This is a genomic window from Corallococcus praedator (assembly GCF_003612125.1).
Lineage (GTDB): Bacteria > Myxococcota > Myxococcia > Myxococcales > Myxococcaceae > Corallococcus > Corallococcus praedator.
In genome coordinates, this window is the sequence record NZ_RAWI01000031.1 from 1 (window position 1) to 24,493 (window position 24,493).

The following is a 24,493-nucleotide window of genomic DNA, read 5'->3' on the forward strand; positions in this document are numbered from 1 at the left end:
GGCGGCGCACTTCCAGCCGTGCTCGCAGGTCCAGCGTTGGCGACACCGCGTCGACTCCCGCGCCCGCCACCACGCCCCATGCGCCACCCTCACCGGGACGTCCTCCCCAGCCGGCGAATATCTGCGCTTCAAAGCCACTCGCCTTGTCCCGTCGCGCAACCAGCACCGCCGTGCCGTCCAGGTGCGCCAGCGTCACCGTTCGCGAAGGACCGTCCGTCCGCCGTCCGTCATGCACCGCGGACAATGCCAGCGCGTAGCGTCCAGGCCGTGATGGCCGGCCAGAGAGGAGGTGCTGCAAGTCCAGTGCGACCTCCGCGCCCATGAGGCGGAGTCCCAGGACGTCGGAGGTGAAGCCCTCCAGGTAGAAAGGCCCAGCGGTGGCGGTGAGCACCCCTCCGGCGGGATGTTGGTCCGGGTTGCCCCGGTTGGAGTAGTGACGCACCAGGTGCCCGGACAGCAGGCTGTAGCTGTCCATCGCGCCTGCCCACAGCGCCACGGGTGTTGCCTCGTTTCCCAGGCGGAGGAAGCGCACCCACTGCCCCCAGTCGGACAGGGTGTCCCAGTCCTCCTTGCGGAGCAGGCCCGCGCCTTTGTCCCCGTTCCACAGCCTCCATCGCACCGGGGCCCCCAGATTGAGTCCGAGCGTCGCTCCTCCGTCCACCACCACCGTGGGCTCCATCTGCATGAAGCCTTCGTCCTCGCCCGTCTTTGAACGCAGCGTCAGCGCCATGGCCTCCAGTCGCAACAGGTAGGCCCACTCCCGGCGAGGAGGGCGCTCCTCTTCCAACGGCGATGCGTCCGGGAGGGTCTCCGCCCCGACAGAGGCAGGCAGGAGCAGCCACAGCCAGAGAGCCCACTTCCGCGCCACGTGCATGCCGCCTCCTGTGACTGAAAGCCCAGCGATGCCGGAAGCAAAGGACACACGTCTGACGTTCGACCCGGCTTCGATGCCACGGTCTTGAAGGGCAGAGTCTCCGCCTCCTCTCGCGGACAGCCGCGCTCCCGTAAGCGCGGGCCCCGATGAAGGGACGCGAGGCGCAGTGCGTCCCTCCTGGACGGACGCACTGCGGACGCTATGCTTCAGGTCCTATGAAGACGTCCCTACCTGCGAAGTGGGTGTTGCTCGGCGCGCTGCTCGCGGGCTCCGCGTTGGCGGAGGGGCGTGAGCAGCCCGGTGTCCGGAGCCTGTTCCTGTCGAGTCAGCCAGACGCCGCGCCTCAACGTGTGTACGTGAAGGGGCAAAGGGTGACGGTCCTTCGCTTCGCGCAGGCAGTGGACGTGGAGCGGACCCGCCTGCTGGGAGGGGAGGGCCGGTTCGAGCCCCTGGGCATCGTCGGGCGGAAGGTCATCCTGGAACCTCGTCAGGATCTGGCCTCGGACGAAGGGTTCTCCCTGGTGGTGACCCTGGCCGACGGGCGTGAAATTCCCTTCCTCCTTCGTCCTCATGGACAGGGGGAAGGGCGAGGCGCGGACCAGCAACTCGACGTCTTCGATGATCACCAGAGTTGCGAAGCCTCGGTGGCGGCGCTCCGCGATTCGGCGCAGGAGAACAGGGCCTTGCGCGCGGAGTTGGAGAAGCTCCGCAAGGAGGAAACCTCCGAGGACCATGCGCTGGCGGCGCTGATGGCCTCGGGCTCCGTGGCCCAGACGCCCTTCACGCTCGCGGACCACTTCTCTGGGAAGGATGAAGACGCGGCATTGGACGGCTCCGTCTTTCGAGGCAACGGGAAGGCTGCCGTCGTCTTCAAGGTGAAGAACCTCAATGCGACCCAGCCATGGAGCGTGAAGACCGTGCGTCTGGTGGGGGTTTCGGATGCGAGGGAACGAGCCGTGGCCCTGCGGCTGTCGGCGGCGGAAATCGCGCCAGGAACTTCCGGCGTGGTGGCACTGGTCGCGGATGGGAGCGCATTCTTGGACGAGGGCACGCTGACCTCCCTGTTCCTGGAGTTGTATCGCCAGGACGGGCTTCGGCAGGCCATGGTTCAACTGGATCCGCACCTGATCGGAAAGTAAGAGCGACCGGATGAGTTCCCGCAAATGCATGTTCGTGGGGTGGATGGGCCTGCTGGGATTGTCGTTGGGCTGCGCCACGGTCCCTGGAGAAGTTCGCCTTCGAGCCGACGGCACGCCCCTGTCGGAGAAGTGCCCGGAGAAGTCGCAGGAGGTCATGAAGTATCTGCGGCTCTTCGTGGGGGAGGCCGCCTGGGTCCAGCTGGATGCGAACCAGAGCCGTGCGGACACCATCACCCTCTACGACGGCCCCATCGAGAGCGTGTTGGACGAGGACATTGGGACCCTGGATGCGCCGGCCCGGCTCTACGGACGCGTCTGGACCGGAGGAGCGCAACCGGTCATCCGCTACTACTCGGCCCAGTCCATGAAGGGCGGAGACATCATCCCCATCTGCGCCGTGGCGCGGCTTGGGTTCGGACAGTTGCGCAAGCTGCCAGAGTCCAAGCCGGGAACCGCGGTCCTCGCTTCACCGCGAGCAGGTGTCTACATCGTCAATGAGTTCAGGTGAGTCCTGGCGTCCGCCGGGGACTGAAGACGCGACGCACGCGCTCAAGGACCTGAGGCCCAGGCCAACAGGCGCTCCGTCTCCCTCTGGCATGCCAGGTGGTCATCCCCGGTAACGCTGTCCACCCTTGGGGTATGGCCGACGAACGCCCGAGCGGCCGTGCTGCCAGGCCCGCGGTGCGGTCCCCAGGCCATGGTCGCAAGCGGCGAGGACCGGCCCCGAGGCGCCCGGGCCCGCCCGCCTGGAGCGGCCCCCTGGAGGCGCTGTGTGCCCGGCTGGACACGACGCCCCAGGGACTGTCCCAGGCAAGGGCGGAGGCGCGACTCGCCTCGGGAGGCCCCAACACGGTGGAGGCCCGGCACCGGCGCTCGTTGCCGGTGGAACTCCTCCTGCGCCTGGGCAACCCGCTGGTGCTCGTGTTGCTGGTGGCCTGTGGCGTGTCGGCCGTCGTCCATGACCTGACCAGCTCCGCCATCATCGCGGTCATCGTGTTGATCAGCGTGGCGCTGGACTTCGTCCAGGAGCACCGCGCCAGCAACGCGGCGGAGCGCCTGCGCGGCGCGGTGGCCCTGCGCGCTCGCGTGCTGCGCGACGGTGAGGAGCGCGAACTGCCCGCGGTGTCTCTTGTCCCCGGAGACGTGGTCCTGCTCGCGGCTGGCAGCCGGGTGCCAGCGGATGCGCGCCTCCTGGCGTCGCGGGAGCTGTCCGTCAACGAATCGCTGCTCACCGGCGAGCCCTATCCCGTGGAGAAGGCCCCCGCGGACGTGCCGGCGGACGCTCCGCTCGCGGAGGTGGGCAACGCCGTCTTTTCCGGCACCTCGGTGTTGGAAGGCACCGCCCGGGTGCTCGTCTTCGCCACCGGAGGCGACACGGAGGTGGGCGGCATCACCCGGGCCCTGGACACCCCCGTCGCCTCCACCGCGTTTGAAAAGGACACGCGCCGCTTCTCCGGGATGTTGATGCGGCTGACGGTGCTGATGGTGCTGTTCGTGCTCCTGGTGAACCTGACCCTGGAGCGACCGTTGCTGGAGTCCTTCCTCTTCGCCGTGGCGCTGGCGGTGGGACTGACGCCGGAGTTGTTGCCCATGGTCGTGTCGGTGACGCTCGCGCGAGGCGCCCTGCGGCTCGCGAGCCAGGGCGTCATCGTCAAGCGGTTGAGCGCGGTGCACGACCTGGGGTGCATGGACGTGCTGTGCACGGACAAGACGGGGACGCTCACCGAGGCGAGCATCCGGATGGAGCGCCACGAGGACGCCTCCTGTGAGCAGAGCGAGCGCGTCCTGGAATGGGCCTTCCTCAACAGCCACTTCGCGACCGGCCTGCGCAGCCCCATGGACGCGGCCATCCTCGCGCGCCCCCTGCCGTGCACGCAGGGCTGGAGCAAACAGGACGAACTGCCCTTCGACTTCGAGCGTCGCCGCGTGTCCGTGCTGCTGGAGAAGGCCGGCCGCCGCGTGCTGGTGGTGAAGGGCGCGCCGGAGGACCTGTGAAGCACGGGAGGACGCGGACGGGACCATGCGCGCCCTGGACACGGCCGCGCGAGACGCCTTGCAGGCCCGGGTGGATGCGCTGGGGGAGGAGGGCTTCCGGGTGCTGGGTGTCGCCTGGCGCGAGGGGCTGTCTCCGGGAGCACCCGCGACCCTGGAGGACGAGGCGCGGCTCGTCTTCGCGGGCTTCGTCGCCTTCCTGGATCCGCCCAAGCAGAGCGCGCGTCCGGCGCTGGCGGCGCTCGCCCAGGCGGGCATCGCGGTCAAGGTGGTGACGGGCGACAACGCGCGCGTGGCGGTGCATGTCTGCCGCGAGCTGGGGTTGGAGGTCGAGGACGTGCTCACCGGCGCGGAGGTGGCGCTGCTGGACGACCCGGGCCTGCGCGCGCGAGCCGGATCCACCACGGTCTTCGCCCGGGTGTCCCCCGCGCAGAAGGGCCGCATCCTGCGCGCGCTGCGGCAGCGGCGCCACGTGGTGGGCTACCTGGGAGACGGCATCAACGACGCGCCGTCGCTGCACGAAGCGGACGTGGGCATCTCCGTCGCGGGGGCGGTGGACGTGGCGCGCGAGGCCGCGGCGTTGATCCTCCTGCGACAGGAGCTGGGCGTCCTGCACGACGGCGTCATGGAGGGGCGGCGCACCTTCGGCAACGTCATGAAGTACATCCGCATGGGGACCAGCTCCAACTTCGGGAACATGCTGAGCATGGCCGTGGCGTCGCTGGTGCTGCCGTTCCTGCCCATGCTCCCCATCCAGATCCTCCTCAACAACCTGCTGTATGACGTGTCGGAGCTGGCCATCCCCCTGGATACGGTGGACGCGGAGCAACTGGAGAAGCCCCCGCGCTGGGACATGCGCGTCGTGCGCCTGTACATGGCGGTGTTCGGCTCGCTCAGCTCGCTCTTCGACGCGGCCACCTTCGCGGTGTTGCTGCGCGGCTTCCACGCCGACGCGACGCTCTTCCAGACGGGCTGGTTCATGGAGTCGCTGACCACGCAGGTGCTGGTCATCTTCATCATCCGGACCCGGGGAGGGCCGGGGCGCAGTCCTCCGTCGCGCTGGCTGCTGCTGTCATCGCTCAGCATGGTGATGGTGGCCAACGTGCTGCCCTTCACACCCCTGGGAGCCTTCTTCGGCTTCGTGGCGCCCCCGCCGAGGGTGCTGCTGTCGCTCGCCGCGCTGGTGGTGCTCTACCTGCTGTGCGCGGCGCTGCTCAACCGCTGGTTCCTCCGCCGCTTCAGCACCGCGTGACACCGCGTTCTTTTTCGCGCCGCCCATGCAATCGCTCGGCCCCTGGCGCGTGTGGAGGCTCATGAGCGGAGAGACCGAATGAATTGGAACCCCGTGCGCCTCTTGAGCGTCCTCGCCGTCCTGTTGCTGTTCGTGCCCGTCGCGGGCGCGGCGCCGAAGGCGCAGGAGCTGGACCGGCTGGTCACGCAGTACCACCAGCTGCGCCAGTTCAACGGCGCCGTGCTCGTCGCCAACGAGAAGGGCGTCATCCTCAAGAAGGGCTACGGCTTCGCCAACTTCGAATGGCAGGCCCCGAACACGCCGGACACGAAGTTCCGCCTGGCCTCCGTCTCCAAGCAGTTCACCGCGATGGTCGTCCTGCAGCTCGTCGCGGAGGGCAAGCTCCAACTGGAAGACCCGCTGGTGAAGCTGCTGCCCGACTATCGCAAGGACACGGGCTCGCGCGTCACCCTCACGCACCTGCTGAACCACACCTCGGGCATTCCCAACTACACGTCCGCGCCTGGCTTCTTCGAGAAGGTGTCGCGCAATCCCTACAAGGTCGCGGACTTCGTGAAGGAGTTCGCCAGCGGCGACCTCCAGTTCGAGCCCGGCTCCAAGTTCGCCTACAGCAACTCCGGCTACTTCCTGCTCGGCGCCATCATCGAGCGCGCCACCGGCAAGACGTACGCGCAGGCGGTCCAGGAGCGCATCTTCGACAAGCTGGGGATGAAGAGCTCCGGCTACGACGTGTACGCCACCGTGCTCCCCAAGCGCGCGAGCGGCTACGAACTGGAGCCGGAGGGCTACATCAACGCCCCCTATCTGGACATGTCCATCCCGTACGCGGCCGGCTCGCTGTACTCCACGGTGGAGGACCTCTACCTCTGGGACCGCGCGCTCTACACGGACGCGCTGCTGCCCTCGGCGCTCAAGCAGAAGATGTTCACGCCCGGGCTGGAGAAGTACGGCTTCGGGTGGACCATTGAACCGATGAAGCTGCAGGACGACAAGACGGAGCTGGCCACGGTGACGCACAGCGGCGGCATCAACGGGTTCAGCACCCGCATCTTCCGCATCCCCGCGAGCCGGGAGGTCGTCATCCTCCTGGACAACACGTCGCGCGGCGACAGGCTCAAGGAGCTCGCGAACGGGTTGTTCAGCGTCCTCCATGGCATCACGCCCAAGGCGCCCCGGCCCGGCATCCGGGAGACCTTGAGCCAGACGCTCGACAAGGCGCCCGTGGCGGACCTCATCGCCCGGTATCGCGACCTGAAGGCGAAGAAGGCGGACGCGTATGACTTCTCCGAGCAGCAGCTCAACGACCTGGGCTACCAGTTCCTCCGCGCGGGGCGGGTCACGGACGCCATTGAAGTCTTCAAGCTGAACGTGGAGATGTTCCCGAAGAACGGGAACCTCTACGACAGCTTGGGGGAGGCGTACCTGGCCCACGGCGACAAGGAACAGGCCCGGGTGAACTACCGCAAGGCGCTGGAGCTGGAGCCGAACATGCCGAGCGCGGTGGAGGCACTCAAGACGCTGGGGCCCGCGGCGACGGCGCCCGCGACGAAGGCTGTTCCCTGAAGGACCGTGCGGGGAACGAATGGACCCGTTCCCCGCGACGTTCTGCTAGGTGGAGGCCCGACGTTCGTCCCTTCCGGAGGTGCCTGGATGAAGCTCTATTTCAATCCGAAGAGTCGCGCGGTGATCGCCAAGTGGATGCTCGATGAGTGCGGTGCCGAGTACGAGATCGTCCCCATCAGCTTCGAGAAGGGCGAGCACAAGGCGCCGGAGTTCCTGAAGATCAACCCGGCCGGCAAGCTGCCCGCGTTGGTGGACGGAGCGACCCGCGTGTTCGAGGGCGCGGCCATCTGTCTGTACCTGGCCGACAAGTATCCCCAGGCGAAACTCGCGCCGAAGCTGGATGCGCCGGAGCGCGGCCGCTACCTGTCCCTGATGGTGTACTCGACGTCCCAGTTGGAGCCCTCGATGGGCGACTTCCTGATGAAGGCCCCGACGGCGCCCTCGCGCGGCTGGACGGACTTCGAGGGGGCCCTGAACGCCATCGAGAACGAGCTGGGCGACGGGCCCTACCTGTTCGGCGACTGGTTCACCGCGGCCGACGTGATGATCGGCTCGATGTTCATCTGGCAGCGCATGTTCGGCTCCACGTCGGGCCGTCCGAAGATTGACGCCTACGTGGACCGGCTCCTGGCCCGTCCCAAGGGCATGAAGCTGCGCTGAAGCCTCCGGGGCGCGCCCTGTCTCAAGCGCGCCCCGAGTCGTCCCCTGCCGGTGCCGCGAACCCGCGCGCCAGCCAGTCGATGAACACGCGCACGCGAGGCGAGAGCTGCCGGCTGCGCGGGTAGAGCAGCGACACCGGCGTCGGCGTGGGCGGATGCGCGGTCAGCACCGGCACCAGCGTGCCTTTCGCGAAGTCCTCCTCCAGGTGGTAGCGCGGGGCCTGCATCAGCCCGAAGCCCAGCCGCGCGGAGGCCACCAGACTCTCCGCACCGTTCACCGACACCGTGGCGGGAAGCACCACGTGGCGCACCTCACCGCCCACGGTGAACTCCAGCGGCAACAGGCTCCCCGTCGCGGAGGAACGGAACCCCACCATCCGGTGTCCCTGCTGGAGCGCTTCAAGGCTCTCCGGCACGCCATGCCGCGCCAGATACGCCGGTGACGCGCACGTCACCTCCTCCAGCATCGCGACCCTCCGGGCCACCATGTCGCTGTCGTGGAGGTCCCCCACGCGCAGCACGCAGTCGATGCCCTCCCGGACCAGATCCACCAGCCGGTCCCCCTCGCTCATGTACAGCTCGATGCCCGGGTAGCGCTCCAGGAACTCCGGCAGCCGGGGCAGCACGAACCTGCGCGCCAGCGTCCCGTGCACGTCCACGCGCAACAGCCCCTTCGGCTGCGCCCCCGCGAACGCCGCGTCCGCTTCCTCCAGGTCCGCCAGCAGCGACACGCAGCGCTGGTAGTACGCCTCGCCGTCCAGCGTGGGGCTCACATGCCGCGTCGTGCGCTGGAGCAGGCGCACGCCCAGCCGCTCCTCCAACTGCTTCACCGCGTCCGTCACCGACGACCGGGGAAGCCCCAGGTCCTGGGCCGCCTGCGTGAAGCTCCTGCGCTCCACGATGCGGGTGAAGACCCTCAGTGCATCGAACCGGTCCATTGTCCGCCCTGTCGAACAGTGATGACGAACCGTGCCTGATTATCCGTACGGGGGAAAGGCGCATCTTCCTCTCATCCACGCAGCAGCGACCCCGGAGAGAGACCATGACCGCCCAGACCCAGAACCCCCAGAGCACCAAGAAGACCGCCATCGTGACCGGCGCCTCGCGCGGCATCGGGGCCGCCGTGGCGGAGCGGCTCGCCCGGGACGGCTTCAACGTCATCGTCAACTACGCGGGCAGCAAGGACTCCGCCGAAGCGCTGGTGCGCAAGATTGAGGCGGCCGGGGGCCGCGCCCTCAGTGCCCAGGCGGATGTGTCCGACCCGACAGCCGTCGCCCGGATGTTCGACTCGGCGGAGACCGTGTTCGGCGGCGTGGACGTGCTGGTGAACAACGCGGGCGTGATGATGCTCAAGCGCTTCGCGGACAGCGACGACGCGCTGTTCGACCGGCAGATCGCCATCAACTTGAAGGGCACCTTCAACGGCCTGCGCGAAGCCGCGCGCCGCCTGCGCGACGGGGGCCGCATCGTCAGCTTCTCCACCAGCGTCGTGGGGCTGAAGCTGGAAACCTACGGCGTCTACGCCGCCACCAAGGCCGCCGTGGAGACGATGACGGCCATCCTCTCCAAGGAGCTGCGCGGCCGCTCCATCACCGTCAACGCCGTCGCCCCCGGCCCCACCGCCACCGACCTGTTCCTCGACGGCAAGTCGCGGGACGTCGTGGACCGCATGGCGAAGATGAACCCGCTGGAGCGCCTGGGCACCCCGGAGGACATCGCCGCGTCGGTGGCCTTCCTCGTCGGCCCTGACGGCGGGTGGATCAACGGCCAGGTGCTGCGCGCCAACGGCGGCATGGTCTGAGGCTTTTCTCCGGGAGGGAGTGAGGAGAAAAAAGGGGCCATTTCGTTGGGAGGGGGCAGGCGCGAAACCAGCGCCCCCGTCCCAGGAGCCGCACCCATGCCCTCCCGCCTTCGTTCCGCCGCCCGGCTCACCGCCGTGGCCGTCGCCACCGTCAGCGTCGGTGCCTCCGCGCAGACCTATGCCTTTCCCGGCAGCAGCGCGGACCTCCCGGAGGGCAGCCACTGGTGGATCTCCAGCGACCATGACGGCACGGAGAACCGGGACCTCAATGCCGTGCGCTTCGATGACACCACCAGCCGGTTCACCCGCGTGAAGATTCCCTTCGCGGACTACGCCGTGAACCCCAAGAACTCCGACTGGGTCATCTACGGGCTGCCCGTCTCCGCCATCGCGGACGGTGAGGTGGTGACCTGCTGGCGCAACGCCCCGGAGGGCCTCAAGCCCGCCGTGCACGGCGGTGACGACGTGCCCCACCCGGGCCGCACCTCGGATCCGCTCAGGATCCCGCGCTCGGGCAACCACCTGAACATCCGCACGAACGACGGGAAGATCATCCTCTACGCGCACATGCAGCCGGGCAGCATCCCGGAGGCGCTGTGCCCCTTCAATGACACCTACGTGGCGGACGCGGAGGACCGCGTGGGCGACCTTCCCCGCGAGGTGATGGTCCCCACCGCGCAGCGGGCCTTCGTGAAGCGCGGGCAGTTCATCGGCCGCGTGGGCAGCTCCGGCGCTTCGTCGGGTCCGCACCTGCACGTGCACCTGAAGCCCATGCTCAGCGAGACGACGATGGGGGAATCCCTGCCGCTGCCTTTCTCCCAGGCGTGGCAGAAGAACGGGTCGGTGGCGTACGACTCCTCGCTCGACTTCGTTCCGCTGCGCGCTGAAGCGCTGAACCAGTTCCCCTCCGCCATCCACCCGGATCCGCTGCTGCGCCGGGGCTCCATCACCGGGGATGCGGCGATGGAGGTGGCGATGACGTCCTCGGGCGACACGGTGGTGACCGCCACGCGCGACGTCTCCGGGCGGCTCGCGCTGGGCTCCTGGCGGCTCGCGGGGGACGGCACCTTCACGAAGCTCCACGGCACCACCACCACCGACGCCTCCACCTACGTCTCCATCGCGAACCCCGGCCTGGGCCGCGACGTGGTGACGGCCGCGCGGGATGGTGACGGCAAGCTGAAGCTCACCGCGTGGCGCGTGTCACTCGGCGGCAGCTTCACCCGGCAGGCGGAGGCGGGCGGGGATGCCATCTCCAGCCAGATGGCGCTCGCGTCCATGCCGGGCGGGAGCCTGGGCGTGGTGAGCGCCGTCCGCGACGCGGCGGGCCGCTTGAAGGTCAGCACCTGGGAGACCTCCTCCAGCCTGGACACCATCACCCGCCGGGGCAACGGCTTCGGTGAGGATGCCACCCACGTCTCGCTCGCGGCCGTCGCCAATGGCCGCGTCGCGGGGGACACGGGCAGCAGCTTCAAGGGCGTCGTCACCGCGGTGCGCACCCCGGCCGGCAAGCTGAGCGTCACGGCCTGGGAGATCGGCTCCACGGGCCTCGTCTCCAAGCGCGGCACCTACCTGGGGGGCGACGTGGCGGACGTGGCCATCAGCAGCCTCTCCTTCACCAACGTGCGGGACCTGGTGGTGGTCAGCGCCCGGCTGCCCACGGGCGTGCTGCGCAACATCTCCTTCGACCTCACCACGGCCGGACAGCTCGTGCGCCGTGACGACGAGGACGCCAGCGGTGTCCTGGACGTGCAGGCCGCGCGGGTGGTGGGCCAGCACCTGGTGACGTCGGTGCGCGACTCGGGCGGCAACCTGCGCGTGTTCACCTGGGACGTGGACGCGAACAGCCAGGTGCACCGCACCGGGCAGGAAATCGCGGGCGACATCCTGGACGGGACGGCGCTCACGTCCACCTATGTGGGTGGCCGCTTCGTCATCACCGCCGTGCGCCTCACGACGGGCGGCGATGTGCGGTTGATCGCCTGGGACGCGAACCTTCCGTAGCGGGTGTTCGTCTCCGAGCACCGACTCGGGGATTTGCCCGGTTTGCCCGACTCCGCCTTGCCGCCGATGAGGCTTTCAACGACCATCGGCACCCTTTCCCGGAGGGGATGCATCTTGGAGCTGCGACACGGCCACTCCGCGGGGGCCTCGCCGGACGCCGGGCTCGAAACGCTGCGGCGCGACCTGGAGAAGGCCCTCGCCCGCGTCTGCCCTCCGTCCCTCGCGGACCGGCGGGACGACCTGGTGCAGGTGGCGATGATGCGGGTGGTGGAGCTGCGCAAGCGGGACCCGGGACACGCGGACCTCTCGTCCGCGTACCTGTACCGGGTGGCGTACACGGCGCTCATCGATGAGCTGCGCCGGGTGAACGCACGCAAGGAGGTGGCGCTGGAGGAAGTGGAGCAGTCGCCCGTGCAGCCCGTGGCGCCGGGGGACCCGGAGCGTTCCGCCGGTGCCGCGCAGATTGCCCGGGCCGTGCGCGACTGCCTCCAGGGGCTGGTGCAGGACCGCCGCCTCGCCGTGACGCTGCACCTGCAGGGGCACACCATTCCGGAAGCAGCGGAGCTGCTGGGCTGGGAGAGCAAGCGCACCGAAAACCTCATCTACCGCGGACTCAGCGCCCTGCGCGCGTGTCTCTCCACGAAGGGAATCACGCCGTGAGCGAACGCCGCCCCGAGGATGACTCCATCGACGACGCGGGGGTGGAGCGGCTGCGCACGGCGCTGCGCGAGGACGCGGCGTCAGGAGAACCGGTGGACGCGGACCTCGTCTGGCGCGCCGTGATGAAGGAGCTTCCGGCGGATGAGCGTCGCGCGGTCATCGAGCGCGTCGCGGCGGACCCCGCATGGGCCCAGGCCTGGCGGCTGGCGATGGAGATGTCCCGGGCGGCCACGGAGGCGGAAGCACCGGCGAAGGTGCTGTCGCTGACGGACCGCAAGGCGCAGGGCAAGCGCTTCTGGAGTGGCCGTCCTGTGTGGGCCGCGATGGCGGCGATGTGGGTGGTGCTGGTGGGCGCGGTCGTGGTGTTGCGGCAGCAGCAGCAGGGGGCGGATCCGGAGCGGATCCGGGGGGGCGCGGCGGAGGCCATCACCTCCGAGGTGCCGGAGGCCACCGCGCTGCCTCGTGACCGCTTCGTGTTGCGTTGGAGCGGGGTGCCCCAGGCGACGCACTGGAGCGTGCAGGTGTCGTCGGAGGACCTGAAGGTGTTCCACCGCGTGGAGCGGCTGGAGCAGCGGGAGTACACCGTACCCGCCTCGGTGCTGACGGAGCTGCCCTCGGGGGCGAGGGTGCTCTGGCAGGTGGAAGCGCGGTTGCCGGATGGCGGTGTCCGGCGTGGCAGCACGTTCGTGAATCGGTTGCAGTAAGTCCGCGCGAGGCCGGCGCGCGGTCCATTCCAAGACAATGCAGAGGGGGATGTGATGATGGCAGGCAATGCTGGCGGTGGATGGGTGCGGGCGCTCGCGGTCACCGCGCTCGTCTGGGGTTTCACGGCGATGGCGCAGGCCGTGCCCACCACGAAGGTGATGACGACGGTGCCGGTGACGGGAGCGGCCCTCGACACGGTGGTGGCCTCCGTGCTGGACGTGGGGGTGAGCCGGGGCGGCACGCTGACGGTGACGTTGCGCATCCTGTCGGACAGTGGGGCCGTGCTCGCGGAGGTCACGGGGCCGGTGACGGAGGGTGTCCCGCTGCGCCTGTCGGCCCGGGCCCCCTCGGCCGCCGGCGTTCGGGCCCAGCTCGTCTTTCCGTCGAACACCGAGCCGCTCGCCCTGGGCGGTCTGGTGTTCGAGCGATGGACCCCGCCGGCGCCTCCCGGAAATCGACCCTTGTTCTGCAAGATTCCCAGGACCGGTGATCCGCTGGGCGGGTATCCCAATCCGACCACGGGGGAACCCCTGCGGTGCACGGTGGCCTACGGGAACTGACGTGTCCGGGGTCCGGCGACAGCGCATGCCGCGTCTGGGATTGCTCCTCCTCGCGGTGGGGCTGACCCTGCACGGCCTCGTGGCCGTCGCCGGACCTCCAGAGCCCTCCGCGCTCGCCCGGTGCGAGGAGGGCTTCGCCGCCCATCCGGAGGGTTCGGACGCGGCGATGTGTTTCTTCCGCGAGGCCCAGGACCCCGCCCGTCGCGACGAGGCCCGGCGCAGGCTGGGCGGCCTCATCGCGAGCCATCCGGATCGCCCCTGGCTCACGCTGGTGCTCGGACACGTGGAGATGCTCTCCGAGCCGCGCCTGGCGGAAGCGTCCTACCGCCGCGCGGCCCTCGCGTTCCGGCGGCTGGGGGACGCGGAGGGGGAGGTGATGGCCGGCATCAACCTGCGCAACGTGCTGGGGTTGCTGGGCCAGACGGAGGAGGCGCACGTCTGGGTCCTGCGGGTGGGGGAAGTGGCCCGTGCCTCCGGGGATGCCCAGCTCCAGGTGCGAGCGCTCATCCTGGAGGCGTCCGAGCTCTCCGACCTGGGCCAGGACCTGGGCCGCGCCTATCGCCTCCTCAAGCGCGCGGAGGTGCTCGTCTTCTCCGGGGGCAGCGACGGGATGAAGAAGCAGTTGCTGAACGGCCTGGCCACCGTGAGCGCGAACCTGGGGCATTACGACGAGGCGCTGGATGCGTATGGGAAGCTCGCGGAGCTCGCGCGCAGCACCCACGACCTGGGCACGGAGGCGCGGGTGCGGCTCGCCTTCGCCACCCTCGCGTTCCAGCGCCATGAGGAGCAGCCCGAACCGGGAGGTCGGCCGGAGCTGCTGCGCCTCGCACGCGAAGCGCTCGCGGCGGCGAAGCGCGCGGGCAGCAAGGCCTTCGAGGCGATGGCCCTGCGCCTCGTGGCGGAGCTGCTGGGCGACGGCCCGGAGGAGCAGCGCGAGGCGGATGGACACCTGACGCGCTGTCTGGACCTGGCCCGCGAGGCGGGGCTGCCCGAGCGGCGCATCGCCTGTCTGTGGACGCGCGCGGAACGGCTCGCGGGCGTGGATGCCGCCGCCGCCGAGCGCGACGCGGACGAAGCCCTGGCCCTCGCCGCCGAGCATGACAATCCGCGCTACCTCGCCTCCGCGTGGCGGGCGCGCTCGATGGTGGCCTTCCGCACGCGGCCCCTGCCGGAGGCGCTGCGACAGGCGGAGCGCGCGCTGGACGCGGTGGAGGTCCTGCGCCAGTTGCAGAAGGACGCCTCCAGCCAGGCGGAGCTGTTCTCCAGTTGGGCCCATGACTATCACCGGCTCGCGGGCCGCACGCTGGAGGCCGGTGAGACCTCCGCGCTGCCGTCCCGCGAAGCGATGGAGCGCGCCTTCGCGGTGAGTGAGCGGCTGCGCGCCCGGACGTTGTTCGAGGCGCTGGCGGCTTCCCGGGCCCTCTCCGCCGGAGAGGACACGCCCGAGCGTCGGGAGGCGCGGGCCCACGCGCTGCGCGGCCTGTCCACCACCCAGCGCCGGCTGCTCGAAAAGGACCTGTCCGAGTCCGAGCGCACGCGACTGCTGGCAGAACTCCAGGAGCTGGAGCGACGGGAGCACGAGCTGCGGCCCGCACCCCGTCACGCCGAGGTCCGGTTCGCGTCGCTGACCCAGACCGAGCAGCGCCTGGGGACCGACGAGGCACTGCTCGTCTTCCTCGTGGGCGCGGACCAGGACTTCCAGGGCGCGCCAGCGGGTGGTGCGTGGGTGCTGGCGGTGACCCGCGAGGGCACGCGCGCGCACCGCCTTCCCGAACGGGCCCGGCTGCGTCCCGCGGTGGCGCTCCTGTCGGGCCTCATCGAGCGGCGCGACGGTTCGGAGGCCGGGGCCGCCGCCGCGCTGTATGCGCAGTTGCTTGCCCCCGCGCTGCGGGAGCTTCCTTCGAGCGTGTCGCGTCTGTTGTTGGTGCCGGACGGGCCGCTGCACGACCTGGCCTTCGCGGCGTTGCGGGAGCGCGCGGACGGACCGCCGTTGATCTCCCGGTACGAGCTGGCGTTGGTGCCCTCCGCGAGCCTGCTGCACCACTGGCGGGAGCGGGCCGTGCGCCCCCCGGGAGGCGAGGCCCTGGTCCTGGCGGATCCGGACCGGGCCGCGGCCCCGACGGTGGTGGCCTCCGCGCGGGGCGGCGTGTTCGGGGAGACCGCGAACCTGGGAGCGCTCCCCGAAGCGAGGCGCGAAGGGCACACCGTGGAGGCGTCCCTGGAGGACACCGCCGTGAAGCCCCGGCTGCTGGTGGGGGCCGCCGCCTCCGAGCAGGCCCTGAAGGCGTCCCGGTTGGACGACGTGCGCATCCTCCACGTCGCCGCGCACGCCGTCGTCGACGTCGAGGCCCCGGAGCGCTCCGCGCTGGTGCTGGCCCCGGGCGCGGAGCAGGAGGACGGTCTGCTCCAGCCCCGGGAGATCACGGAGCTGGGCCTGGGGGACGCGCTGGTGGTGCTCTCCAGTTGCCAGGGCGCGTCCGGCGCGCAGCTCGCGGGGGAAGGGGTGCTGAGCCTGGCGCGGGCCTTCTTCGAAGCCGGTGCGCGCGCCGTGGTGGCCAGCCTGTGGCCCCTGCGTGACGCCGAGGCCGCGTGGCTCCTGGAGCGCTATTACAGACATCTGGCCATGGGGCAGGGCGTGTCACAGGCCCTGCGCTCCGCCCAGCGCGACGCCTGGGAGGACGGTCAGCCCGCCGCGGCCTGGGCCGGACTCGGGGTGATGGGGGACGCGGCGCTGGTCCCCGTGCCTTCCCAGGCGCAGGATGTGTCAAATGCGGCGGCTCTGGGATGGACGTGGTTTCTTCCTGCTCTAATCTGCGCCCTTCTTGGGACTGCCTACTGGCATTGGAAGAGGAACGCTAGCAATAGATAGAAGTTGCCAACAAGCAGAGTGGGAGGATCTGAATTGTTGTGACTATCGTGCATGCACACGAGAGGTCGACTTAAAAAGAGAGCGTATTTCCTGACGACAAAGTTCAGGTAGTTGCAGGGTAGCTAAGTCTAGTTCTTGAATTTTCTGCATTAGATCATCTCGATCCAGCGCCCGCGGCCAACGAGTGGCGCTCATTAACAGAAGCGCGGTCATTCTTGACAATCCTGCCGCAATTAAGGATAGCGTAGTCTTGTCGCTTGCTCCGAATTCAATATAAAAGTGTAGCGGGACTAGTGAGGCCACGAGGTCTCCTTTCCCTGATGCTTGAAGGAATGCGGCTAGAGTTTCGTTGTAAACCCGCAAGTACTTCACGTATTTGTAGTGAAGGTCGCGTTCGAGGGCCTCCAGCAGGTCACGGATGGCTGTGTTCGTTTGAGTATCCGGAATGCTATAATACGTGATTCGATTGGAAATCAGCTCGCGAAGAGAGTCCCCCAGACACCAGCGACATGCGAGTGCCCCGAAATATTTGTAGCTCTCGTTCTCGGTGCGAAAAAACACATCATCAAGTCTTTTGAATAGGGCCTGGATTTTTCGGGCGGCTTGTACTGCGCGCGGATCGGGCGGAAACATCGACTGGATGTCTTCGACATCGGTGAAGAGTTGCCATAGATCACGTATCTTCCAAGGCGATACCGTGCCGCTTCTTCTGAGAAGATCTGAAGGCACGCCTACCTTTTCAACTACTTCTTTGACTACGTCGCGACAACGCACGTCTAGCTCTAGAAGGCGCTTGCGCGTGCCTTCCGAGGAGAACTGGGAGTCAGCAAGTGAAATGCCTGTGAGTGAGTATTCTGAAACTACCTTTGAGAAGGCTTGTTCCCCTAGCTTTGTTGCCTCGTGTTCCGAAGGGAGTGAGGGGTCATTGATTGCGTCCAGGATTTTCTGGAACTTGGCATCGATGGTTAGTGTTTCTCGAAAGGATGAGCGAATTTTGCGTAGGCGGGATGCGCTTATTGCCTCTTCTGCCCATTGCTCATTTTCGAGGCACCAAACGTTGCCCGTAAATGTGTAGCGTAGCCGGCCAGCTCTGCCGGCTAGGTTCCAGAAATCCCCAGACGACATGGGTTTTTTGCGCCCGCGCATTGGCTGCTGGACAAATAGGTTCTTGGCTGGAAGGTTGACCCCTTGCAGCAAGGTGCTTGTGCAACATACGAATCGAATCTTTCCTGTTCTGACGAGGTCTTCGATGCGCGCTCGTACAACATGGGGCATCGCGCCATAGTGGTAGGCGACCCCTCGTCGCAAAACCTCAATCAGTGCGTAGCTGCGGTGAATATGATTTTGCATGAAGTCTATGAGTTCTTGAAGCTCCTCTTCGACAGGCTCAATTTCGGGTAGGCCTGCGGCAATTGCTTTGGCGACCTCTTCTGCTGAGTGTGCGTCGTTTGCGTAGATGATGCTGGTCTCTGCTGCTCCCGTAAATGTAAGGGCTGCCGCTGCTATTTTGTTTCGCACCCCGCGAAACCGTCTGTTGATTGTGGTTGAGCTAACATTGAGCAATCCACGTGTTCCGAGGACGCGAACGCCAACTTGCTGCGGCATTCGTTCAATCTCGGATAGAATGATGAGCGTTTGGGAGACAGGGGACTCTTCGGTTGTGAAAAACTCGCCGTCGCGCTCCAATGAGAATTCGCTCAGCAAAAAACCTGGGTTCTCCGCTAGAGGGCTTGCAAAGTGAATGAGTGCTCGAGGAAATACCTCCCGGACGCGCGACACTGCTGTGTGCAGTAGCATGCCTCTGTCGTCGTCCTCTAGTTCCTGTGCCTCGTCAACGTAGAGCACGTCAATACGCGGCCGAGGTTCCGGTTCGGCTGGGTTGAGCAAGCTCATCAACCGCTCCTGGGTCAATACGTAAACTATTCCTTTGAGGAGCTGACTCGAGTCCACTGGCAGCGGAGCAGATGTGACCTCGACACTGTCGAGGTTGTATCGACGAAGTTGTGAAATTAAGTCTGCCTGAACTTGTCGAATCAGGGCGCGTGTTGGGACTAGATAGACAATAGAGGTTGGGTGCCCGGTAGTTAGTCGAGTTGCGAACTCTCGAATAATGTCTAGCGATAAGACGAATGATTTGCCTGCGGACGTAGGAGCGGAAACGCTTACTGGGCGCCGGCTGCCGAGCGCCTCGAACAGGCGGTGTTGAAAATCGGTGAGAACTTCGGTGACCTCATTGCCGATTGATATGGCAATTGGTGCTACGGTGTTCTCTTGCTCGCGGACAAGTGTCTCGATGGTTAAGGTGGAGAAAGTTCTTTCCCCTGAGACTCTCCCGTGGACCTCTTGAAGCAGGGGTCTGGCGGGGAAGTGGCCAAGCCGTGCTAGAACAACGTCGGCTGCGAGTTGTTCTCCGATGCCTCCGTTGTCAGTGACGATCTTTGTTACTGCCTCGTACGCATATCGGCGGAATCGTTCACGTTCCGATGCGTCCTCAAAGTCTACGCCAAGTGCAAGGCGAGATGAGATGAGTATGACGAAGCGCCGCTCTGACGAGGTTAATGCCGCATCTGCTGATGAGAGAGGGGCAGGAAGTCTCGCGTATACTTCTCGCCTCCGAAGTTGGTCTAAAAGACTGAGATATCGAGCAGTGTCTTCGGGGTTCAATGAGCGAGGCCTTTGGTTGCGCGTGATCTGAGGTTAGCTTTCGCCTCTGAGTTCCTTGTGGAAATAATCACGAAATTCCTGAACGCTTTGGAATGGCAGAAGTAGAAATTCAAAATTTAGGTGGGCGTATTCGAATTTTGAAAATCTGTTTTTGATCATCTGTGCGATGTTTGGGAGGTATTGCTTGTAGAGCGACTCAAAGTTCTTGGCGAAAGCTCGGCGGTCTGTAGACATCTCTCGATATTTGCCCCAGTCCCAACCAATAAGACAGGCATGGACTATCCGACATCGTCGGTTGGCGGGATCTGCGTCGTCAATGAATTTGCTGATTTCTTCGCGAAATCTCTCGTTGATGTGCTTGAAGTGAGATGTGACGAGCATGAGTTCGTTTTTTCTACGATTCTCGTCGTGGAAGTCTTTAATGCTTGTAAATGCGCTGCTCAGTCCTCCAGCGATTTCTCCGTGGAGCTTTGATTCCCCTAGATAGACGACCAAGCAGTCGGAGGTATTGTCCCACCTGGCATGGATTCCATCGCACCCCTTGACTTCGTCGTTTTCATTTGTCTTGAGTTCCATCTTGCAGACAAGTTGAGGAGCCTCGAAAAGGCTTTCGAGCAGTAGGTAGAGCAAAAGCTCGCCTGGGTCTCCCGCTGTCTTTTTCTGCGTGAATAAACGCCGTGCTTCGCGCCATTCCAGTGCTGACAGGTCGTCAGGGTCTGATGAAATGGATTTGAGTTGGTGTCTGACTCGGGATGAAAGTGCGTATTTGACGATATGGCGCATCAACACCGAGGCCAGCACACGAATCTTGGGCTCACCGTCTCCATCGAAGTCGATGTAGTGCGCATGGAGGGTTGCTTCGACCCCTTGAATTTCGGCTGAGAACTCGACTTGACGAATGCACGCTCGGCACTGTTTGGCCGAGGCCGACAGTAAGTTCTTGAGGCCGGGTAGGATAAGCGGAGGATCCTGGGCGTCCATGAGCTGCCATCCTACACCGGCATCGCCCGCTTACTATCTCCATGGGCGTGCCGCCCCGTAGAGCAAGCCCAAGATGAGGGACGGTGGTGGAGTGTCGCTCAATCTCGCGATGTCGCGCCACGACGAGAGCTTCTCTGCACCTGGACTGCATGCGAGAGGGAGCACAAGTTCGTTGATGACTTGGCGGTCGGTTGTTCTGAAGAGGGCACGGAGGTCAGTAGGGTCAAGTGTTGAATACAAGGTCATCAATGCGATTCCTCGTGCTATCCGCCGGCGGTTACTATTGGTGACGGACCAGTACCTATCGATGAGGGGACTCGCGGGACCGCGTAAAGGCGCTCCCCCCCCATCCGTTGATGTACACAGGGAACCGCATTTCGTTGTTCACGCCGCTCGTGTAGAAGATGTCCAGGTGCTCGTAGCCCCGGCTCATGCCCCCTGGCGCGGGCCTTCTTCGAAGCCGGTGCGCGCGCCGTGGTGGCCAGCCTGTGGCCCCTGCGTGACGCCGAGGCCGCGTGGCTCCTGGAGCGCTATTACAGACATCTGGCCATGGGGCAGGGCGTGTCACAGGCCCTGCGCTCCGCCCAGCGCGACGCCTGGGAGGACGGTCAGCCCGCCGCGGCCTGGGCGGGGCTCGGGGTGATGGGGGACGCGGCGCTGGTCCCCGTGCCTTCCCAGGCGCAGGATGTGTCAAATGCGGCGGCTCTGGGATGGACGTGGTTTCTTCCTGCTCTAATCTGCGCCCTTCTTGGGACTGCCTACTGGCATTGGAAGAGGAACGCTAGCAATAGATAGAAGTTGCCAACAAGCAGAGTGGGAGGATCTGAATTGTTGTGACTATCGTGCATGCACACGAGAGGTCGACTTAAAAAGAGAGCGTATTTCCTGACGACAAAGTTCAGGTAGTTGCAGGGTAGCTAAGTCTAGTTCTTGAATTTTCTGCATTAGATCATCTCGATCCAGCGCCCGCGGCCAACGAGTGGCGCTCATTAACAGAAGCGCGGTCATTCTTGACAATCCTGCCGCAATTAAGGATAGCGTAGTCTTGTCGCTTGCTCCGAATTCAATATAAAAGTGTAGCGGGACTAGTGAGGCCACGAGGTCTCCTTTCCCTGATGCTTGAAGGAATGCGGCTAGAGTTTCGTTGTAAACCCGCAAGTACTTCACGTATTTGTAGTGAAGGTCGCGTTCGAGGGCCTCCAGCAGGTCACGGATGGCTGTGTTCGTTTGAGTATCCGGAATGCTATAATACGTGATTCGATTGGAAATCAGCTCGCGAAGAGAGTCCCCCAGACACCAGCGACATGCGAGTGCCCCGAAATATTTGTAGCTCTCGTTCTCGGTGCGAAAAAACACATCATCAAGTCTTTTGAATAGGGCCTGGATTTTTCGGGCGGCTTGTACTGCGCGCGGATCGGGCGGAAACATCGACTGGATGTCTTCGACATCGGTGAAGAGTTGCCATAGATCACGTATCTTCCAAGGCGATACCGTGCCGCTTCTTCTGAGAAGATCTGAAGGCACGCCTACCTTTTCAACTACTTCTTTGACTACGTCGCGACAACGCACGTCTAGCTCTAGAAGGCGCTTGCGCGTGCCTTCCGAGGAGAACTGGGAGTCAGCAAGTGAAATGCCTGTGAGTGAGTATTCTGAAACTACCTTTGAGAAGGCTTGTTCCCCTAGCTTTGTTGCCTCGTGTTCCGAAGGGAGTGAGGGGTCATTGATTGCGTCCAGGATTTTCTGGAACTTGGCATCGATGGTTAGTGTTTCTCGAAAGGATGAGCGAATTTTGCGTAGGCGGGATGCGCTTATTGCCTCTTCTGCCCATTGCTCATTTTCGAGGCACCAAACGTTGCCCGTAAATGTGTAGCGTAGCCGGCCAGCTCTGCCGGCTAGGTTCCAGAAATCCCCAGACGACATGGGTTTTTTGCGCCCGCGCATTGGCTGCTGGACAAATAGGTTCTTGGCTGGAAGGTTGACCCCTTGCAGCAAGGTGCTTGTGCAACATACGAATCGAATCTTTCCTGTTCTGACGAGGTCTTCGATGCGCGCTCGTACAACATGGGGCATCGCGCCATAGTGGTAGGCGACCCCTCGTCGCAAAACCTCAATCAGTGCGTAGCTGCGGTGAATATGATTTTGCATGAAGTCTATGAGTTCTTGAAGCTCCTCTTCGACAGGCTCAATTTCGGGTAGGCCTGCGGCAATTGCTTTGGCGACCTCTTCTGCTGAGTGTGCGTCGTTTGCGTAGATGATGCTGGTCTCTGCTGCTCCCGTAAATGTAAGGGCTGCCGCTGCTATTTTGTTTCGCACCCCGCGAAACCGTCTGTTGATTGTGGTTGAGCTAACATTGAGCAATCCACGTGTTCCGAGGACGCGAACGCCAACTTGCTGCGGCATTCGTTCAATCTCGGATAGAATGATGAGCGTTTGGGAGACAGGGGACTCTTCGGTTGTGAAAAACTCGCCGTCGCGCTCCAATGAGAATTCGCTCAGCAAAAAACCTGGGTTCTCCGCTAGAGGGCTTGCAAAGTGAATGAGTGCTCGAGGAAATACCTCCCGGACGCGCGACACTGCTGTGTGCAGTAGCATGCCTCTGTCGTCGTCCTCTAGTTCCTGTGCCTCGTCAACGTAGAGCACGTCAATACGCGGCCGAGGTTCCGGTTCGGCTGGGTTGAGCAAGCTCATCAACCGCTCCTGGGTCAATACGTAAACTATTCCTTTGAGGAGCTGACTCGAGTCCACTGGCAGCGGAGCAGATGTGACCTCGACACTGTCGAGGTTGTATCGACGAAGTTGTGAAATTAAGTCTGCCTGAACTTGTCGAATCAGGGCGCGTGTTGGGACTAGATAGACAATAGAGGTTGGGTGCCCGGTAGTTAGTCGAGTTGCGAACTCTCGAATAATGTCTAGCGATAAGACGAATGATTTGCCTGCGGACGTAGGAGCGGAAACGCTTACTGGGCGCCGGCTGCCGAGCGCCTCGAACAGGCGGTGTTGAAAATCGGTGAGAACTTCGGTGACCTCATTGCCGATTGATATGGCAATTGGTGCTACGGTGTTCTCTTGCTCGCGGACAAGTGTCTCGATGGTTAAGGTGGAGAAAGTTCTTTCCCCTGAGACTCTCCCGTGGACCTCTTGAAGCAGGGGTCTGGCGGGGAAGTGGCCAAGCCGTGCTAGAACAACGTCGGCTGCGAGTTGTTCTCCGATGCCTCCGTTGTCAGTGACGATCTTTGTTACTGCCTCGTACGCATATCGGCGGAATCGTTCACGTTCCGATGCGTCCTCAAAGTCTACGCCAAGTGCAAGGCGAGATGAGATGAGTATGACGAAGCGCCGCTCTGACGAGGTTAATGCCGCATCTGCTGATGAGAGAGGGGCAGGAAGTCTCGCGTATACTTCTCGCCTCCGAAGTTGGTCTAAAAGACTGAGATATCGAGCAGTGTCTTCGGGGTTCAATGAGCGAGGCCTTTGGTTGCGCGTGATCTGAGGTTAGCTTTCGCCTCTGAGTTCCTTGTGGAAATAATCACGAAATTCCTGAACGCTTTGGAATGGCAGAAGTAGAAATTCAAAATTTAGGTGGGCGTATTCGAATTTTGAAAATCTGTTTTTGATCATCTGTGCGATGTTTGGGAGGTATTGCTTGTAGAGCGACTCAAAGTTCTTGGCGAAAGCTCGGCGGTCTGTAGACATCTCTCGATATTTGCCCCAGTCCCAACCAATAAGACAGGCATGGACTATCCGACATCGTCGGTTGGCGGGATCTGCGTCGTCAATGAATTTGCTGATTTCTTCGCGAAATCTCTCGTTGATGTGCTTGAAGTGAGATGTGACGAGCATGAGTTCGTTTTTTCTACGATTCTCGTCGTGGAAGTCTTTAATGCTTGTAAATGCGCTGCTCAGTCCTCCAGCGATTTCTCCGTGGAGCTTTGATTCCCCTAGATAGACGACCAAGCAGTCGGAGGCATTGCCCCACCTGGCATGGCTCCCATAGCACCCCTTGACTTCGTCGTTTTCATTTGTCTTGAGTTCCATCTTGCAGACAAGTTGAGGAGCCTCGAAAAGGCTTTCGAGCAGTAGGTAGAGCAAAAGCTCGCCTGGGTCTCCCGCTGTCTTTTTCTGCGTGAATAAACGCCGTGCTTCGCGCCATTCCAGTGCTGACAGGTCGTCAGGGTCTGATGAAATGGATTTGAGTTGGTGTCTGACTCGGGATGAAAGTGCGTATTTGACGATATGGCGCATCAACACCGAGGCCAGCACACGAATCTTGGGCTCACCGTCTCCATCGAAGTCGATGTAGTGCGCATGGAGGGTTGCTTCGACCCCTTGAATTTCGGCTGAGAACTCGACTTGACGAATGCACGCTCGGCACTGTTTGGCCGAGGCCGACAGTAAGTTCTTGAGGCCGGGTAGGATAAGCGGAGGATCCTGGGCGTCCATGAGCTGCCATCCTACACCGGCATCGCCCGCTTACTATCTCCATGGGCGTGCCGCCCCGTAGAGCAAGCCCAAGATGAGGGACGGTGGTGGAGTGTCGCTCAATCTCGCGATGTCGCGCCACGACGAGAGCTTCTCTGCACCTGGACTGCATGCGAGAGGGAGCACAAGTTCGTTGATGACTTGGCGGTCGGTTGTTCTGAAGAGGGCACGGAGGTCAGTAGGGTCAAGTGTTGAATACAAGGTCATCAATGCGATTCCTCGTGCTATCCGCCGGCGGTTACTATTGGTGACGGACCAGTACCTATCGATGAGGGGACTCGCGGGACCGCG

The 24,493-nt window shown here is 64.2% G+C and carries 18 protein-coding genes and 1 pseudogene; 13 read left to right on the plus strand and 6 right to left on the minus strand.

Going from position 1 to position 24,493, the window contains the following annotated elements; translation table 11 throughout:
- Positions 1-874 (minus strand): annotated as a pseudogene (locus tag D7Y13_RS06450) (hypothetical protein); the annotation flags it as partial.
- A 215-nt stretch (positions 875-1,089) separates the two neighbouring features.
- Between D7Y13_RS06450 and D7Y13_RS06455 the strand changes: the two are divergent.
- The 6 genes from D7Y13_RS06455 (at position 1,090) to D7Y13_RS06475 (ending at position 7,480) form a co-directional block, all read left to right on the plus strand.
- A complete protein-coding gene (locus D7Y13_RS06455) occupies positions 1,090-2,013 on the plus strand; it encodes a DUF2381 family protein (protein ID WP_120583466.1) in 924 nt (307 codons plus the stop codon).
- 10 nt (positions 2,014-2,023) lie between these two features.
- On the plus strand, positions 2,024-2,521 hold the full coding sequence (locus tag D7Y13_RS06460; protein WP_120583467.1) for a hypothetical protein: 498 nt from the start codon (positions 2,024-2,026) through the stop codon (positions 2,519-2,521).
- A 131-nt stretch (positions 2,522-2,652) separates the two neighbouring features.
- Entirely contained in the window at positions 2,653-4,008 is a 1,356-nt protein-coding gene (locus D7Y13_RS47780) for a cation-translocating P-type ATPase (protein ID WP_233595512.1), read from the plus strand.
- Positions 4,009-4,033: 25 nt separating this feature from the next.
- Positions 4,034-5,257, plus strand: coding sequence for an HAD-IC family P-type ATPase (locus D7Y13_RS47785; protein ID WP_233595513.1), 1,224 nt, complete (start codon positions 4,034-4,036; stop codon positions 5,255-5,257).
- A gap of 78 nt (positions 5,258-5,335) precedes the next feature.
- Entirely contained in the window at positions 5,336-6,820 is a 1,485-nt protein-coding gene (locus D7Y13_RS06470) for a serine hydrolase (protein WP_120583468.1), read from the plus strand.
- 87 nt (positions 6,821-6,907) lie between these two features.
- On the plus strand, positions 6,908-7,480 hold the full coding sequence (locus D7Y13_RS06475; protein ID WP_120535574.1) for a glutathione S-transferase family protein: 573 nt from the start codon (positions 6,908-6,910) through the stop codon (positions 7,478-7,480).
- Positions 7,481-7,502: 22 nt separating this feature from the next.
- Here D7Y13_RS06475 and D7Y13_RS06480 read toward each other — a convergent pair whose 3' ends face one another.
- Positions 7,503-8,417 (minus strand): LysR family transcriptional regulator, encoded by a 915-nt coding sequence (locus tag D7Y13_RS06480; protein ID WP_120583469.1) that lies wholly within the window; start codon positions 8,415-8,417, stop codon positions 7,503-7,505.
- A gap of 104 nt (positions 8,418-8,521) precedes the next feature.
- Here D7Y13_RS06480 and D7Y13_RS06485 point away from each other — a divergent pair, with 104 nt between their 5' ends.
- The 6 genes from D7Y13_RS06485 (at position 8,522) to D7Y13_RS06510 (ending at position 16,078) form a co-directional block, all read left to right on the plus strand.
- Positions 8,522-9,280, plus strand: coding sequence for an SDR family oxidoreductase (locus D7Y13_RS06485; protein ID WP_120535572.1), 759 nt, complete (start codon positions 8,522-8,524; stop codon positions 9,278-9,280).
- Between the two features lie 96 nt (positions 9,281-9,376).
- Positions 9,377-11,284, plus strand: a complete 1,908-nt coding sequence (locus tag D7Y13_RS06490; protein WP_120583470.1) for a M23 family metallopeptidase — start codon at positions 9,377-9,379, stop codon at positions 11,282-11,284.
- A 114-nt stretch (positions 11,285-11,398) separates the two neighbouring features.
- A complete protein-coding gene (locus D7Y13_RS06495; RefSeq protein ID WP_233595514.1) occupies positions 11,399-11,944 on the plus strand; it encodes an RNA polymerase sigma factor in 546 nt (181 codons plus the stop codon).
- Positions 11,941-12,648: a hypothetical protein gene (locus tag D7Y13_RS06500; RefSeq protein ID WP_120583471.1), complete on the plus strand. Its 708-nt coding sequence runs from the start codon at positions 11,941-11,943 to the stop codon at positions 12,646-12,648. Before D7Y13_RS06495 ends, D7Y13_RS06500 begins: the two co-directional genes overlap by 4 nt.
- Before the next feature lie 54 nt (positions 12,649-12,702).
- On the plus strand, positions 12,703-13,209 hold the full coding sequence (locus tag D7Y13_RS06505; protein WP_233595515.1) for a hypothetical protein: 507 nt from the start codon (positions 12,703-12,705) through the stop codon (positions 13,207-13,209).
- A 25-nt stretch (positions 13,210-13,234) separates the two neighbouring features.
- The gene (locus D7Y13_RS06510; protein WP_120583472.1) at positions 13,235-16,078 is read left to right on the plus strand and encodes a CHAT domain-containing protein; all 2,844 of its coding nucleotides are present in this window, start codon (positions 13,235-13,237) and stop codon (positions 16,076-16,078) included.
- Positions 16,079-16,120: 42 nt separating this feature from the next.
- Here D7Y13_RS06510 and D7Y13_RS06515 read toward each other — a convergent pair whose 3' ends face one another.
- Positions 16,121-18,742, minus strand: a complete 2,622-nt coding sequence (locus D7Y13_RS06515; protein WP_158620356.1) for a DEAD/DEAH box helicase — start codon at positions 18,740-18,742, stop codon at positions 16,121-16,123.
- Between the two features lie 33 nt (positions 18,743-18,775).
- Positions 18,776-19,723 (minus strand): HamA C-terminal domain-containing protein, encoded by a 948-nt coding sequence (locus D7Y13_RS06520; protein ID WP_120583473.1) that lies wholly within the window; start codon positions 19,721-19,723, stop codon positions 18,776-18,778.
- 477 nt (positions 19,724-20,200) lie between these two features.
- Between D7Y13_RS06520 and D7Y13_RS47790 the strand changes: the two genes are divergently transcribed.
- On the plus strand, positions 20,201-20,518 hold the full coding sequence (locus D7Y13_RS47790; RefSeq protein ID WP_244222326.1) for a CHAT domain-containing protein: 318 nt from the start codon (positions 20,201-20,203) through the stop codon (positions 20,516-20,518).
- Between the two features lie 42 nt (positions 20,519-20,560).
- On the opposite strand, the gene D7Y13_RS06530 is transcribed toward D7Y13_RS47790, so the two are convergent.
- Positions 20,561-23,182 (minus strand): DEAD/DEAH box helicase, encoded by a 2,622-nt coding sequence (locus D7Y13_RS06530; RefSeq protein WP_158620356.1) that lies wholly within the window; start codon positions 23,180-23,182, stop codon positions 20,561-20,563.
- 33 nt (positions 23,183-23,215) lie between these two features.
- The gene (locus tag D7Y13_RS06535; protein WP_120630645.1) at positions 23,216-24,163 is read right to left on the minus strand and encodes a HamA C-terminal domain-containing protein; all 948 of its coding nucleotides are present in this window, start codon (positions 24,161-24,163) and stop codon (positions 23,216-23,218) included.
- Positions 24,164-24,493 lie beyond the last annotated feature (330 nt).